Raw genomic sequence first — 15,490 nt, 5'->3', positions numbered from 1 at the left:
CGGGCTTTTAAAATCAGCTGATTTCAATCGTTTCCTGGCGCATCAAGCGCTGCATGATGACGGTGGTAATAAGCGAGACGATCAAAATCAACACGCCGATGGCCGCGCCGTAACCGAAATGGTATTGGGAAAAGGCCATTTGATACAAGTAGGAACCCATGACCTGGGTCGAGTTGTCCGGCCCGCCGTTCGTCATGATCATGACGATGACGAAAGAGCCGTTAAGCGTCGTCATCATGATGTTCAGGATCGACACCTTCATCTGTTCCCAAATCAGCGGCAGCGTAATGTGGCGGAACTGCGCCCATTGACCCGCGCCCTCAAGGCTGGACGCCTCGTAATACGATTCGGGAATGCCCTGGATCGCCGCAATGAGCAGAATCATGTAGAAGCCGATGCCGGCCCAGATCGCCGGAGGCAAAAGCATCCAAATCGTATGGCTGGTGAAGCCGAGCCAGGTGATGTCCACTTTTTCTTTCGTAAAAAGCGACAAAAACGCGTTCAAGAAGCCGATTTGCGGATTATAAATGAAATTCCACAATACGCCGATGACGACGACGGAAATTACGTTCGGGATAAAAAAGATGGACCGGAAGAAGCTGGACAGCTTGAACCGGAACCGGGTCAAGGCGACGGCAAAAAAGGTGGCCAAAAGCATGATGCCGATAATTTTGCCGACGACGAGAAAGTAGTCGTTGCCCATGGCGTTCCAAACGATCGGATCGTGGATCATTTCCTTGAAGTTGTCAAACCAGATAAACGTTTTGTTGTCGGAGGAGCCTGACCAGTCGAACAACGAATAATACATGGCCTGCAAAACGGGATAAACCGTAAATACGCAGAAGAACAAAAAGGTGGGGAGAATAAACGTTGCGACAAAAAGGTTCCGCTGCCACTTGGTTGTTCCCAATCTCATCGTTTAACCTGCCTTTCAAAATAAGATAAGGAGGATGACCGAAGAGTATATCCCCGTCATCCTCCGTCCTGGTCGTCTGCCGCTTGCCAAAGGATCCTGCGTCAACTCCGGTTTCGGTTGCGATCCGGATGAACGCGGGTGGTCCCGTTATTTATTTTTTGCCCGAAGCTTTTTTGGCGACTTCGACCACGCGTTCCACCCATTGTTCAGGGGTGATTTTGCCGATGGTCAGCGCGTCCGTGGCGTCCTGCATCGCCTTGTCGACGTCGGCGTTAAAGGTGATGGCAGGCACGACGACGGTGTTCGGGTCGGTCAAATATTTCGCCGCGTCTTTTACATGGCTTGGTGCGTTGGAAGCGCTGATGTCGCCTTTGATGTTGGAAGGCGCGCCGCTCAGCTCGGCCCATTGGGAAGCTTGCGCTTTCGAGAAAATGAACTCCAGGAACGCTTTCGCCGCTTCCTTGTTTTTCGCGTTTTTCGCGATGGCTACGTTCGCCGTGGACGTGTTGGCGACCACTTTGCCGCCGTTATCCTGCGTAAGCGAAGGGATGAAGCCGAAGGCGAATCCGCCCGGAATGTCTTTCGCCATTTCGTTCGGCAGCCAGAGGCCGTTCGGAATGAACGCATCCTTATGCTGCAGGAACAGCATCTGGGAATCGGTATGGTTGATTTGGATGGAGGCTTTGTCGATGAACCCTTTATCGCGCAGCTCCACGATTTTGTTCAAGGCGGCCAGCACCGCAGGTTTTTGGAACGCTTCGACCTTGGATGCCGCCATGTCCTGCAGGATCGATATGTCGTTGTTATTCGCGGATACGATCGCCGGATACAGGATCGCACCGTTAATGTAGTACGGATATTTGCCTGTGTGGATGAACGGCGTTACGCCGGCGGCTTTGATTTTGTCGCTGACGGCCATGAAGGACTGCCAGTCGGTCGGTTCTTCCCAGCCTTTTTCTTTGAAAAGAGCTTTGTCCCAGAACACGCCCCAGGAGTTTAATACGAGCGGGATGTCATAAACTTTGCCGTCAAACTGCTGCGGCGGCTGGGCCAAAATGTCGGAAATTTTGTCGCCGTCGATATTTTTGGCGTCCTTGATCCAATCGGTCAAATCCTCCAGCTGCCCGTCTTCGACCATTTGCCGGTCGTTCAGGTTCGGTCCGTCGATGTAGACGAAATCCGGCGGATTGCCTCCGACCCAACGCGGTTTCATTTGATCGTTGATTTTCGGGCCGCCGCTTTCTTTAATCTTCAAATCCGGGTTGGCAGCCTGGAAGTCGGCAATGACCTTTTTCCACCATTTGTCGCCGTAACCGCCGACGAAGTATTGAATTTCGAACTCGCCCGTCAGTTTTTTGGCCCCGTCGTCGGTTCCGGACTTGTTCCCTTCATCCGTTGCGGTTTTTGACGGTTCTTCCGTTTTGGCAGGTTCCTGTGGTTTTGCTTCATCTTTGGAACTGCCGCAGCCTGCAAGCGGAGCCACGGCCATCAAAGCCGCGATGCCCAGCGCAGCCAATCTTGTTTTAGACACCATAAAGCTAACCCTCCTTGAGAATCATGTTCAACGCCATATTTAACTTCCTGCTTTCGAATTACAGCGCCTACAGTAATCATAATGAGGGGGGCTCTGTCACTCTATCGAAATTCTTCCATGAATTCTTTGTTATTTTCTCTTTCCGGGGAATTTGGTTCTAAGTGCTCGCCCGGACGCCAAAAAAGCCGGACAATCGTCCGGCTTCTCTGCGCTTCATACGTTATTTTTTATATCAGAAAGCATAAACTACAGAGCCATTGCTTCCTGATATCGCAAGAACAACTACCTTTAAACGCGGTCTGTCTTCTTAGGAAGTACGTCGAGAGACGTTATTTCTTATTCTTATGATGCTTGATCAGCTCCCGCTGCTCTTCCTCGGCGAATTTCTGCAGCTCGTCCAGCGCCTGCTTCGGCGACATATGGTCGTGAAGGACGGCGTCGCCCATTTTGCGGGCCGTGTCCATCACCGCCTGCCATTCCGGCTGCTGGATCGGGTAAAAGCTGGCTTTCCGCAGCGCGGCCAAGTCGGCTTTCATCTCCTCATTCGCCGATCCGAGGCGCTCCCCGGTGAGCTGCGTGACGGGAAGGAAACCTTCCTGCTGGATAATCTGCTCGTAGATGGGGCTGGAGTAAAGGTAGTCCAAAAACTTGGAGAGCGCCTCCTTGTCCGTATGGTCGGTTTTGAACGACACCAGCATATCATGGACACCGAAGTTGATCGGTTTGACCCCGTCCTTGACGGGAATCGGGCCTTTGTCGTATTCGAGGTTCGGAAATTCGCGCGGAACGACGATGTTGAAATAGTTGCCGGAAATCATCATCGCCAGTTTGCCGTCGCCCAGGACGCGCTGCTTCTCGTCACGGGTCGTCACCGTCGGGTCCGAATCGGTTAAGCCTTCGGCGTACATATCCCGCAAAAAGGTCAGTCCTTCCACGTTTTCGGGCGAGTTGATGGTCCATTTTCCGTCCTTGATCCAGCCGCCGCCGGCGCCCAAAAAAAAGTAGGAAAGATAGGCCTGGATCTCGTTATCGGTCAAATCGACCCCGAACCCGCGGGCTTTGCCGCCGTTTTTAATTTTGCGCGCGTCTTCCTTCAGCTCGGACCAGGTTTTCGGCGGAGCTTCGATTCCCGCTTCGCGGAACAGCTCCTTGTTGTAATAAAGCTTTCTGGTCGAAGACACGTACGGAATGGCGTACTGCTTGCCGTTCCAGTTGTCCAGCTTCAGAAGATCGGGATAAAATTTCTTTTTCAGGTCGGGCGAGATGATGTCGTCCATGTCGTTCAGCAGGCCGTCGTTGGCAAAATGCGTATACACGTTGGTGTTCAAAAGGTCCGGCGGCTGATTTTTGCTGATCATGGTCGTATAAATGATGTCGAGAATATCCCAATTGGCTACTTGAAGATTGATCACGATATCCGGGTTTTTCAGCATGAAGTCCTGCACCAAATTTTCGAGCAGCGGCCGCGTCTGCGAGCTGTACTCCGATGCGATGAAATTAATGACGGCCGGAGGGTTGTCCTTCGGCTTCAGCGTAGGCTTCGGCTGGGCGGTGCCGGAACAGGACGCAAGCAGCGGCGGCAGAAGCAGCAAGGAAACCGACAGCTTCGCCAGGCCAAGCAGCAGGCGGGAGTTCATCAGGCGCTCACACCTTTCGTAAGGATCGCTATATAGATTGAACTAAAGCTTGCATCGAACTTCCTGTTAAAAGGGCCCGATGCGGCCCTATAACCTTCATTTCTTTAGTTCATTCTATATTGCAACAATTATTTATCGATAAAAGGGAATAACAGCTTTTGGTTTTCAGGCGAATACATATTTGCTTTCGTGACGACGATCGAATTCGTGTAAGTGACCGGCTTTACCTTTTTGCCGTCCAGCATATCCAGCGCCGTCTGCACCCCAAGGTAACCGATGTTAAACGGCTGCTGCACGACCGTCGCGTTTAACGTCCCTTCCTCGAGCAGACGGATTTCGTAAGCCGAGGTATCGAACCCGATGAGCTTGATCAGCCCGGTTTTGCTCTGGTCCTTGATCGCCTTGGCCGCTCCCAGCGCCGCCGACTCGTTCAGGGCGATGATGGCGTTCAAATCGCGGTGGTCACGCATCATCGTTTTGGCGATCAAATACGCGCGTTCCTCGGAATCCGAGCAGTAGTAGGTGCCGTATACGCTTTGGGGATAAGGAAGGAGGGCTTGGCGCACCCCTTTTTCCCTTTCCGCCGAGACGCCGGACGAGGCAAAATCGCCGATGATGACGGATTTCGGACGGTTCCCTGTCTGCGCAAGCGCCGCTTTGCCCGCCTGCACGCCCGCGGCGGTATGGTCGTTGGACACGAAAGTCGGCGAAGACGCGAGATTGACCGGCGTGTCGATGATGACGAGCGGGATTTTCGCCTCCTGAATTTTCTGCAGCTTGTCCGTCACCCTGTCGTCATTGATCGGGGCGATCACGACGGCCTGCGGTTTCTGCTCCAATACTTCCTCCAGCAGCCCGACCTGACCGTCGATGTCGGTTTCCTGCAGCGGGCCGGTAATGGTGATTTCCGAGCCCGCTTCCTTGGCGGCGGCTTTGGCCCCGCTGCTGACCGTCTGCCAAAAATCCGAGCGGATGTTATGCTCCTTCAAAATGACGGTAACGCTCCGTTCATGCTCCGGCGCCGGGATAAACAGCTTGAAATATAAAATGATATACACGACGGACGCAACAAAAATGATGGTCAAAAGCAGCGTGGCACGTTGTATTCGCATAGGCGCTACTCCTTTATTTTCGGAATGGCGATGGTCACGACCGTGCCTTCTTCCGGCTCGCTTCGGATTTGAATGCCGTACGATTGCCCGAAAAACAGCTTGATCCGTTCATTGACGTTGCCGATGCCGATGCCGCTCGTCGATTTGGTTCCCAGCTTTTTGCCATGCGTCGTCCAGATGCCTTCCACTTGTTCCGGCGTCATGCCCATGCCGTCGTCCTCGACTTCGAACAGAATCGTTTCATCCCGTTCGCGGCCGCGGATCGTAATTTTGCCCGGCTCCGGCTTGTTGCGAATGCCGTGATAAATGGCGTTTTCCACGAATGGCTGCAGAAGGATCTTCAGCGTTTTGTAGTGCATGATATCCGGGGAAACGTCGATTTCGTATTCGAGCTGCTCGCCGTACCTCATTTTCTGGATCAGCAAATAGTTGGTGATATGTTCTATTTCGACGCGGACGGGCACAAGCTCCTTGTCTTTCGTAATGCTGGCCCGGAACAGCTTCGCCAGGGCGGAGGTCATCAGCACGACTTCCTCGTGTTTTTTCTGCTCGCCCATCCAGATGATCGAATCCAGCGTGTTGTACAAAAAATGCGGGTTGATTTGGGATTGCAAAAGCATCAGCTCGCTTTTCCGCTTGCTTTCCTGGTTTTCGATGATTTCTTCCATCAGGTTTTTGATCTGTGATGTCATCAGGTTGAAGGAGCGTCCGAGCTGCCCGATTTCGTTGATCGGCTCGATGTTGGTCCGCACGTCGAAATTGCCGCGCTCGACCTTTTTCATGTCGCGCTGCAAAATGCGCAAAGGCCGCGAAATCCGGTAGGACAAAAACAGCGACAGCAGCAGGGAAAAAAGAATTCCGATCAAGGCGTACATCAAAATCGAGTTGCGGATCGTGCCCTCGTTGGCGATCAAATCGTCCGTATAGGCGACGCCGACGATTTTCCAGCCGAAATTGGTGTCCTGAACGGAGTACACGCGTTTGCCCTTGTTGTCGTCGACCGTAAAGGAGGTGCCGCTTTTGGCCGCGGCCGCCCGCGAAATCTGTTCCGAGCGCAAATTGCTGTAGATGAGCTGCTGCTGCGGATGGTAGACGATGTTCCCGGATTTGTCGACGATAAAGACGTAACCCTTTTTGCCCATATTGATTTTGCTGCAAATGTCGTTGATGATGCTGAGGTTCAGATCGACCAGGAAAATGCCCTCGCCCCGGATCCCGTCCGTGCTTTTGAGCTCCCGGCTCAAGGAGACGACCCAGCGGTATTCGTTCTGGATGATGTTTTGGACGTGGGGAGGAGAAATGACGGATTGGCCTCCTTTTTGTTTCGCCTCTACGTACCAAGGTTGCTCTTCCAGCTTCGTGTACGGATTGAGAAGGGTGATCCGCCGGTCCGACACGTAAAATCCGTTGTACCCGAACACCATGATCGCCGAGATGTCTTTGCGGGAGTACAAAATCGCTTGGAACAAATCCGAAATCCGTTTCTCGTAAGGCATGCGGTCGCTTTTGCTGATAAAGCTGTTGTTGGAAATGTAATATTTGACGTCCTTGTTGGTCATGGCAAGCATGCTGATGTTCTCCATATTGTCGATGTAGGATTGGATGTTGGAGTTGACCTGCCTGATGATTTCCTGTACGTAGCTTTGGGAGTTCGTTTCGACCGCGTCCACCGACAAGCGGTAGCTGTTTAAGCTGATGACCATGACCGTCACCAGAATCAGGCAGGAAAACGTAAAAAAAATGCTCGATTGGATGCTTTTGAACGGCGGAAACGGTATGACGGAATTGCGCTTGTTCAGTCTGAGCATCAGGCCCGGCTCTCCTTGGCGTATTTGTCGCGGTATTCGCGCGGCGTCATGCCGACATGTTTTTTGAATAAAATGCTGAAATAATTCGGGTCGCCGTACCCGACCTTGCCGGCGATTTCGTAAAATTTCATCATCGTATGCTGCAGCATTTCCTTGGCCTTGTCCATGCGGATGCGGGTCAAATACTCGACGAAGGTTTCGCCGGTATGCTGCTTGAACACGAGGCTGAAATAGCTTGTGCTCATCAAGCAGTGGCGGCATATGTCCTGCAGCGAGATTTTTTCTTCCGCGTAGTGGGTTTCGATGTATTCGACCGCTTTGCGGATCTGCGCCAGCGTATGATGGTTGCGGTTGTCGGCGATGGCCGACATGACCGATGACGCCGCGTCTTCGAGCCATGCCCCGATTTCGTCCAGCGTTTTGAACGGGTAGACGTCGGTCAGGCGGATCGGCCGGGCGTTGTCGAGCCCCAGCTCCTGCGTCGTATTGATGAGCGAAAGGATGGCCTTCTGGATTTGGAGGACGCAGGCATCAAGCGGGGCCATGCTTTCCTTCAGATCGGCGACGAACTGCTGTATGAGCTGGCGAACCTCCTGCAAAGAACCGGTTTTGACCGCGGAAGCGAGCCGGCGGTCCCAGTCGCCGCGGGAACGGTCGTCGTAGGAAGGCCGGCTTTCGAAATCCAAAATGCTGAGTACGCGGTTTTTGCCGAGCAAAAAGCGGTAGTCCAGCGCGGAGAGGGCGCTTTTGTAGGAGACGGGAAGCTCCTCGGCGGACCCGACCGCTTGCCCGACGCCGAAGCTGACGGTAAATTTCAAAAATTTATCGATGTAAAATCTTCCCTCCTCGGCGATGCGGCAGGCATGCTCGTACAACTCCGTTTCGTCGGCAAGGCCGGAGACGACCAGCACGAGCCGTTCTTCCCGCGTCCGGAACAGCAGCAAACCTTCGCGTTCGGCGATTTCCTCGAGCACATTGTATGCCGCGTAGCGAAGAATCTCGGTGTCGTTTGCCGCCTCCGGCTGAAGCTGCCGGGTGCCGAAATCGTCGATATCCGCAACCATGACAAGCTGCGGCGGGGAAAGCGGAGGAAGGCCGAAGTATTGGAAACGTTCCTCGATTTCGGACGGCCGCAATCCGTTGACGACCAAACGTTCCAAAAAACGTTCCTTGAGCAGCGGCAGGCTTTGCTTCAACTGGCTGTACAAGCGGCTTAAATCTTCATGCTGCCGGGCCGTTTCATCCATTTCAAGCTTGACCTTCCGCAAAAGCTCCCGCATTTCATGGGCTGTAATCGGTTTCAAAATAAAATCCGACACCTTGAGCCGGATGGCCTGCTGCGCATATTCGAATTCGTCGAAGCCGGTCAGGATGATGATTTTGACGTACGGGTACTTTTTGGTGACGTTTGCGGCAAGCTCTAGCCCGTCCATAAACGGCATGGAAATATCGGAGATGATGACGTCCGGTACCGTATGCTCCATCACCTCCAATACTTCGCGGCCATTGGCGAAATCGCCGGCCAGCTCAAACCCGTGCTCCCGCCAGTCGATCGTCCGTTTCAAGCCGTCGCGCACGACCGCTTCGTCGTCGACGATAAAAACTTTGTACATCGGTGCCACCCCTTGTCTGATCATGTCCCATATGGAATAATTATACTTTAAAAGGATTTTTATGAACACAGCGAATTCCCGGCTTGGGACGGCCGCGGGAAATCCATTTTGACAGGATTTGGGCGCTGTGATTTAATTAGTGAATATGTGATCATTCCGCATTACGTTGCAAATTTACAGGAGGTGAACCAGGTGGCGACGATAAAAGATGTGGCGAAACACGCGAACGTATCGACCACCGTGGTGTCCAAGGCGCTGAACGGGTACAGCGACGTCAGCGAGGAAACGAGAAGAAAAGTGCTGAAGGCCGTGGAGGAGCTTAATTATTCGCCGAACATGCTGGCCAAAAACCTGAAGCAAAAGGTGACGAAATCCATCGCCCTCATTTTTTCCAATTTCGAGTATTCCAATGGCAAAGACGGCGTGCTGTTCAAAATGATGACGGGGATTTTCGAGGCGGCTTCCCATTATAACTATGAAGTGCTGCTGTATACGCGCAGCTTGTCCGAGCAGCAGGACAAATCGTATTGGCAGTTTTGCAAAGAGCATAAGGTGTCCGGGGCGCTTATCACCGGTTTGAAAACGACGGACCCTTATTTCCTCGAAATCGTCGACAGCAACTTTCCGTGCGTCGTCATCGATGCGGACATCACGGGTTCGTATACCGGCTCGATCATGACGGACAACATCGCGGCGGCGAAATGCGCCGTGCAATATTTGATCGACCACGGCCATCGCCGAATCGGCATGGTGAACGGCCATAATTATGCCGTCGTGAGCAAGGAGCGCCTTGAAGGGTACCGCCAAGCTCTGGCGGAAAACGGCATTCCATATGATCCATCCCTTGTCGTTAACGGGGATTATACGGAGGAATACGCCTATGAATTGGCCGATTCCTATTTGCGGGAGCATCCGGAGATGACGGCCGTTTTTTTTGCCAGCGATTTGATGGCGATCGGATTTATGAGCCGGTGCCGCGAGCTTCAAATCGGCATTCCCGAAAAGCTCTCGATCATCGGCTTTGACGATATCGTGCTGTCCGGCTATACGACCCCTCGGCTGACGACGATCCACCAAGATTTTCAGAAGATGGCCTTTTTGGCGTTCGAGCAGATGATTCGCATTCTTGAAAAAAAGGCGGCAGGGGTGCATCAAAAAATTCCGTTTCATCTGGTTGACAGGGAATCTGTGGCGATGATATAATCTGCCCGAAAGCGCTTTCCCTGATAAACCATATTTTTTTGAGGGTTTCGAAATCGATTTCGATACCCTGAAATCAAGGCTTTTTAGACAGAGATTGGAGTTGGAATACATGCTAAGCTACAACGGGCAAACACCCGAACTCGAGCAGTGGAGCTTTACGGAAACGTCATTCAATCCGCTGGCTCAGGGCAAATGCGAATCGGTCATGTCTTTGGGGAACGGTTATATGGGACTTCGCTCCGCCACGGAGGAAGCTTATATCGGGGGAACCCGGAACTTGTTCGTAAACGGCACGTTTAACCGGTTCGACGATTTGGAGGTGACCGAACTGCCGAATGCGGCGGACGTGACGCAGATCGAGCTGCTGGTCGACGGCCGGCGTTTCTCGCTGGAAACCGGCGATACGGCCGATTACGAACGGACGCTCAACCTGCGCGATGCGGAGCTGACCCGTTCCTTCGTTTGGCGGAGCCCCGACGGAAAAAGAATCCGGTTCGAATTCCGCCGCTTCGTTTCAAAGGATGACCTGCACCTGATCGGCATGAAGCTTCGGATGACGCCGCTGGATGAGGGCATCACGCTCCGGCTGACATCCGGCATCAACGCCCAGGCGGCCAACTCGGGCAGCCAGCATTTCCATGAAGGCGAGAAAAGGATTTTTGACAAAAAATATCTTCAGCTCGTGCAGACGACGACCGAGTCCAAGGTCGATTTCGTTCTGAGCGCCCTGCACCGGTTCCTGATCGACGGCCATCCGTTCGAGCCGGCCCTGCAGATGGAGATCGAACGGCGCAAGATGGAAATGGCGTACCGCATGGAGCTGAAGGCCGGGCAGACGCTGGAGCTGCACAAGCTGGTGCAGGTGCATACGAGCCGGGACGCGGACGTCGAGGCAGCGGGCGACCTCGAAAAACTGCGCGCACATTCGCTGGAAGCGCTTAAGAAGGCCGAATCGGCGGGCTACGACGAGTTGTTTGAGCAGCACCGGCAAGCATGGGCGGATATTTGGAGCCGGTACCGTGTCGAGATCGAATCCGCACACCGCTTCGATCTGCTGGCGCTCAGGTTCGCGATTTACCACATGACGGTCATGACGCCCGTCCATGACCGCCGCATGGGAATCGGGGCGAAAGGGCTCAGCGGCGAAGGTTACAAGGGCCACTCCTTCTGGGATACCGAAATTTTCATTCTTCCGTTTTTCATTTACAGCGAGCCGAGCGTGGCAAGGACGCTGCTGGAATACCGTTATCTTGGGCTTGAAGGGGCCAGAAAAAAAGCGAAAGAAAACGGGTTCCGGGGCGCGATGTATCCGTGGGAGGTCGCTTGGCCAAGCGACGGGGAAGTGACCCCCGTGTGGGGAGCGGTCGATGTCGTAACCGGCAAGCAGACGAAAATTTGGTCGGGATTCATCGAACAGCACATTACGGCCGATATCGCCTACGCGGTTTGGCATTACTACAAGGCGAGCGGCGACCAGCGGTTCATGGACGATTACGGCTACGAGATGATTTTCGATACCGCGGTGTTCTGGGCGAGCCGCCTGGAGTGGAACGAGGAAGCTTCAAGGTACGAGATCAACGGAGTTATCGGTCCGGACGAATACAAGGAGCACGTGGACAACAACGCTTTTACCAATTACATGGCGCATTTTAATCTCCTGCTTGCCATTCAATATTACGATGAGCTTAAGGACCGCGATCCGCAGCTGCTGGAGCGCCTCGAATCCAAGCTGGGGCTGGAGCGCGGACCGCAGGAATGGCGGGAGAAGGCGGACGCCATCTACCTTCCGCAGCCGGACGGGCGCGGAATCATCGCCCAGGACGACACCTACCTGCAGAAACAGGAGCTGGATTTGACGCCTTACAAATCGCAGGCGAAAGTGGGCACCTTGTTCCAGGATTACAGCCTGGACCAGGTCAACGAAATGCAGGTATCGAAACAAGCGGACATCCTGATGCTGTTTTATCTGCTGGAAAACAGGTTCGCGCCCGAGCTCAAGCGGGCGAATTACGATTATTACGAGCCCAAAACGCTGCATGATTCGTCGCTTTCCTTCTCGACGCACAGCATTCTGGCAAGCGATTTCGATGACAAAAAGCTGGCCTACGAGCTTTTCCGCAGAGCCGCCGAAATCGATTTGGGACCGCATGAACACTCGTCGGACGCAGGCATTCATGCCGCTTCGCTCGGCGGGATCTGGCAATGCGTCGTGATGGGGTTTGCCGGCATCCGCATGCTGGACGGCGCGCTGCACGTGCATCCGAAAATGCCGGATGCGTGGGAGCGTTTGTCCTTCCCGCTGTTCTGGAAGGGCACCAAATTGCAGTTCAACATGACGAAGGATCGGATGGAAATTTCGGCCGACACCCAAGAAGAAATAGAGCTTGTGATCTACGGCAAAAAGATGAGTTTTCAAGGCCGGCTGCAATTTGAACTGATGCACATCTAATTTATTTTTCATTCAGGGAGGTCAACGGTTATGAAAAAATGCTCTGCAGGTCTCGCGTTTTTGTTGATGTTCAGCATGGTGCTGAGCGCATGTTCTTCGGGTTCTTCCAAGGACGCCGCATCCGGCGGCGGGGAAAGCGGCGGCTCTTCGGAAAAGACCGTCGAGCTGAAATTCACGACATGGGGGGAATTGTCGGCGGATTCCGTAGAGAAAAAGCTGGCCGACCAATTCAACGAAACCCACCCGAACATCAAGGTTACCTTCGAGCCGGTTCCGGGCGACGGTTATGCCACCAAGCTGACGACGTCGCTTGCGGCCGGCCAGGCGCCTGACGTGTTCCTGATCGGCGAAGGCGATTATTTCAAATACGTCGACAAAGGCGTCGTCGAGCCGCTGGACGATTACGTCAAAAACGACGGCTCGTTCAAAACGGACATATTCCAGCCGGACCTGATCAATATGGGCAAAATCGACGGCAAGCTGTACTATCTGCCGAAAGATTTCAACCCGCTTGCCCTGTGGTACAACAAACGGATGTTTGACGAAGCGAAAATCCCTTATCCGAGCGACAAATGGACATGGGACGACATGATCGACGCCGCCAAAAAGCTGACCAAAAAGGACGGCAAAGGCAAAGTGACGGAATTTGGCTTTAACGCCACGAAATGGGAATATCCGATTTACATCTATCTCTGGCTGAACGGCGCCGACATCGGCAACGAGGACGGAACGAAAGCCGAAGGTTTCATGAACAGCGACAAGACGATCGCAGCCATGGAAAAATACGTTGCGCTGACCAAAGGAGAGGACCGCGTATCTCCTACGCCGCAGGATACCGAAACGCTCGGCGGCGACTCCTCCATGTTTATGACCGATAAGCTGGCCATGATGATTACCGGACGCTGGGTAAAAAGCGACTTGGACAAATCGGACGTCGAGTACGGATCGGCCCTGATTCCTTCCGGCGCCAACGGCGAGCGCGCAAGCATCATCGCCGCCGCGGGCTGGGCCATGAACGCAAATGGCAAACATAAAAAAGAAGCCTTTGAACTGATGAAATGGCTGTCGGGCACCGAGGCGCAAAAAGCCCGCTCCGAAAAAGGGCAGGTACTGCCGGCAACGGTTGCCGAGCTCGACCAGGTGAAGAGCACGGAAGTTGTCGACAAACCGGTGATCGAAATGATGAACTTTGCGAAAAAGCCGATCTCCATGCGTTCCGCCAACGCTCCGATTTTCACGGAGGAGTTCAACAAGGCGATGGAAAAAATATTGCTGGACAAATCCACGGTGAAGGAAGCTTTGGACGAAGCGGCCAAGACGGTTGACAGCAAGATCAAGTAATAACGGGAGCGGGGTGGGGCGGTTCGCAAGCCGCTTCACCCTTTCAGCTACTTTCGGATGAGGCGGCCGGGTTAACTCCGGCCGGCATCCGCATCGTCAAGGAGGTCTCCATGCGAAATCCACGTTCGGAAAAAGCCGGCTACTTATTCATTCTTCCTTGGTTTTTGGGCTTACTGCTTTTTACGCTTGGGCCGATGGTGTTTTCGTTGATCTTGTCCTTCAGCAAATGGGACATCATTACGGGCATTCGTTCGATCGAGTTTGTAGGATTGGATAATTTTAAAGCCATTTTCCATGATGAACTGTTTTACCAATCGCTGAAAGTCACGTTTATATTCGCGCTTGTTTCCGTGCCGCTGTACCAGATCGTTTCCATATTGATCGCGCTGCTGCTCAACATGCGCACGCGGGGCATGAAGCTGTTCCGCATGATTTATTTTATGCCTTCCGTGATCCCTGCGGTGGCGGTGTCCATGATGTGGATCATGATTTTCAATCCGGAATACGGAATTTTGAACCGGGCCCTGGCTTGGTTCGGCATCGAAGGGCCGGCCTGGCTTCAGGATCCGAGTTATGCGCTGGGGGCGCTGATCGTGATGGGGATCTGGGGCGTGGGCAACACCATCATCATTTATTTGTCCGGTCTCCAGGGCGTTCCGGAAGAGTTGTATGAAGCCGCTCAGCTGGACGGGGCGGGCCCTTTCCGGCGGTTTGCGAGCGTAACGGTGCCAATGATTTCGCCGACGATCTTTTTTAACCTGATCATGGGGATCATCGGCGGGTTTCAATACTTTACGCAGGCTTTCGTTATGACAAACGGAGGTCCGCTCAATTCGACCCTTTTCTACAACCTTTATTTGTACAACAAAGCTTTCGTCAGCTTCGAAATGGGATATGCTTCGGCATTGTCCTGGATTTTGTTCGCCATCATCCTGCTTTTCACCCTCATTGTCATCCGCAGCTCTTCCATGTGGGTCTACTATAACGGCGATGACGAACGGGATTAAGGGAGGAGGAAAACAAAATGACGATCAAACAACAAAAATGGAATTTCGGAAAGCTGATCGCGTTTCTCCTGCTCATTGGAGGAGCGGCGGTCGTGCTGGTTCCGCTCCTGTGGACGGTGTCCACGTCGCTGAAGTCGCCGGCCGAGGTATTCCAGGATTCTTTTATTCCGAAGGTATGGCATTGGGATAACTACAAAAATGCGGTGACGGCCGTTCCCTTTTTTCTGTTTCTGAAAAATACGCTGATCATTTTGATCCCGGTCATGATCGGGACGGTGTTCTCTTCCGCGTTATGCGCGTACGGTTTTGCCCGCTTCCGCTTCAAAGGCAAGCGTTTTTTGTTCCTGGTGCTGCTGGCGACGATGATGCTGCCTGGCCAGGTGACGATGATTCCGATGTTTATCATGTTCAAGGAAGCCGGTTGGGTCGATACGTTTCTGCCGCTTATCATCCCTTCGTTTTTCGGGGGCGGGGCCTTTAACATCTTCCTGATCCGGCAGTTTATGCGCGGCATTCCGAGGGATTTGGACGAGGCTGCGTTTATGGACGGCGCGTCCCGCTGGAGCATTTTTACCCGGATCATGCTGCCGCTCAGCAAGCCGCCGCTCATTGCGGTATCGATCTTTACGTTTATGGGCGTATGGAACGATTTTCAGGGACCGCTCATTTATCTGAACACGAATACGAAATATACCCTCGCGCTTGGCCTGTCCATGTTCAAAGGGCTGTACAACGTGGAATGGAACATGCTGATGGCAGCTACGATCCTGATCATGCTTCCGGCCATCATCGTATTTTTCTTCCTGCAGAAATATTTTATCGAGGGAATATCCCTGTCGTCGGCGACGAAGGGGTAAGCTGCGGGGGAAC

11 protein-coding genes are annotated in these 15,490 nt (G+C 53.3%); 5 read left to right on the top strand and 6 right to left on the bottom strand.

Going from position 1 to position 15,490, the window contains the following annotated elements:
- Window positions 1-13: 13 nt before the first annotated feature.
- From RJP21_RS06060 to RJP21_RS06035, 6 genes are all read right to left on the bottom strand, one after another.
- Window positions 14-916: a carbohydrate ABC transporter permease gene (locus RJP21_RS06060; RefSeq protein ID WP_160043450.1), complete on the bottom strand. Its 903-nt coding sequence runs from the start codon at window positions 914-916 to the stop codon at window positions 14-16.
- 151 nt (window positions 917-1,067) lie between these two features.
- Window positions 1,068-2,450: an ABC transporter substrate-binding protein gene (locus tag RJP21_RS06055; RefSeq protein WP_310858498.1), complete on the bottom strand. Its 1,383-nt coding sequence runs from the start codon at window positions 2,448-2,450 to the stop codon at window positions 1,068-1,070.
- 329 nt (window positions 2,451-2,779) lie between these two features.
- Window positions 2,780-4,087 (bottom strand): extracellular solute-binding protein, encoded by a 1,308-nt coding sequence (locus RJP21_RS06050; RefSeq protein WP_310858497.1) that lies wholly within the window; start codon window positions 4,085-4,087, stop codon window positions 2,780-2,782.
- A gap of 128 nt (window positions 4,088-4,215) precedes the next feature.
- A complete protein-coding gene (locus RJP21_RS06045) occupies window positions 4,216-5,199 on the bottom strand; it encodes a substrate-binding domain-containing protein (RefSeq protein WP_160043447.1) in 984 nt (327 codons plus the stop codon).
- A gap of 5 nt (window positions 5,200-5,204) precedes the next feature.
- On the bottom strand, window positions 5,205-7,007 hold the full coding sequence (locus RJP21_RS06040; protein ID WP_310858496.1) for a cache domain-containing sensor histidine kinase: 1,803 nt from the start codon (window positions 7,005-7,007) through the stop codon (window positions 5,205-5,207).
- Window positions 7,007-8,620 (bottom strand): response regulator transcription factor, encoded by a 1,614-nt coding sequence (locus RJP21_RS06035; protein ID WP_310858495.1) that lies wholly within the window; start codon window positions 8,618-8,620, stop codon window positions 7,007-7,009. The genes RJP21_RS06040 and RJP21_RS06035 overlap by 1 nt, the downstream gene beginning before the upstream one ends.
- Window positions 8,621-8,812: 192 nt before the next feature.
- Here RJP21_RS06035 and RJP21_RS06030 point away from each other — a divergent pair, with 192 nt between their 5' ends.
- The 5 genes from RJP21_RS06030 (at window position 8,813) to RJP21_RS06010 (ending at window position 15,477) form a co-directional block, all read left to right on the top strand.
- On the top strand, window positions 8,813-9,823 hold the full coding sequence (locus RJP21_RS06030; RefSeq protein WP_160043444.1) for a LacI family DNA-binding transcriptional regulator: 1,011 nt from the start codon (window positions 8,813-8,815) through the stop codon (window positions 9,821-9,823).
- A gap of 109 nt (window positions 9,824-9,932) precedes the next feature.
- Complete coding sequence (locus RJP21_RS06025) at window positions 9,933-12,272, top strand: glycoside hydrolase family 65 protein (RefSeq protein ID WP_310858494.1); 2,340 nt, start codon at window positions 9,933-9,935, stop codon at window positions 12,270-12,272.
- A gap of 30 nt (window positions 12,273-12,302) precedes the next feature.
- On the top strand, window positions 12,303-13,613 hold the full coding sequence (locus RJP21_RS06020; RefSeq protein ID WP_310858493.1) for an ABC transporter substrate-binding protein: 1,311 nt from the start codon (window positions 12,303-12,305) through the stop codon (window positions 13,611-13,613).
- Window positions 13,614-13,723: 110 nt separating this feature from the next.
- Window positions 13,724-14,620: a carbohydrate ABC transporter permease gene (locus RJP21_RS06015; protein WP_310858492.1), complete on the top strand. Its 897-nt coding sequence runs from the start codon at window positions 13,724-13,726 to the stop codon at window positions 14,618-14,620.
- Window positions 14,621-14,637: 17 nt separating this feature from the next.
- A complete protein-coding gene (locus RJP21_RS06010) occupies window positions 14,638-15,477 on the top strand; it encodes a carbohydrate ABC transporter permease (protein ID WP_310858491.1) in 840 nt (279 codons plus the stop codon).
- The last annotated feature ends 13 nt before the right edge of the window (window positions 15,478-15,490 follow it).

It is taken from the genome of Paenibacillus sp. VCA1 (genome assembly GCF_031583795.1).
Classification (GTDB): Bacteria; Bacillota; Bacilli; order Paenibacillales; family Paenibacillaceae; genus Paenibacillus_AQ; species Paenibacillus_AQ albilobatus.
Note: the sequence above shows the minus strand (reverse complement) of the source record. Positions and strands in the feature narration are given on the sequence as shown.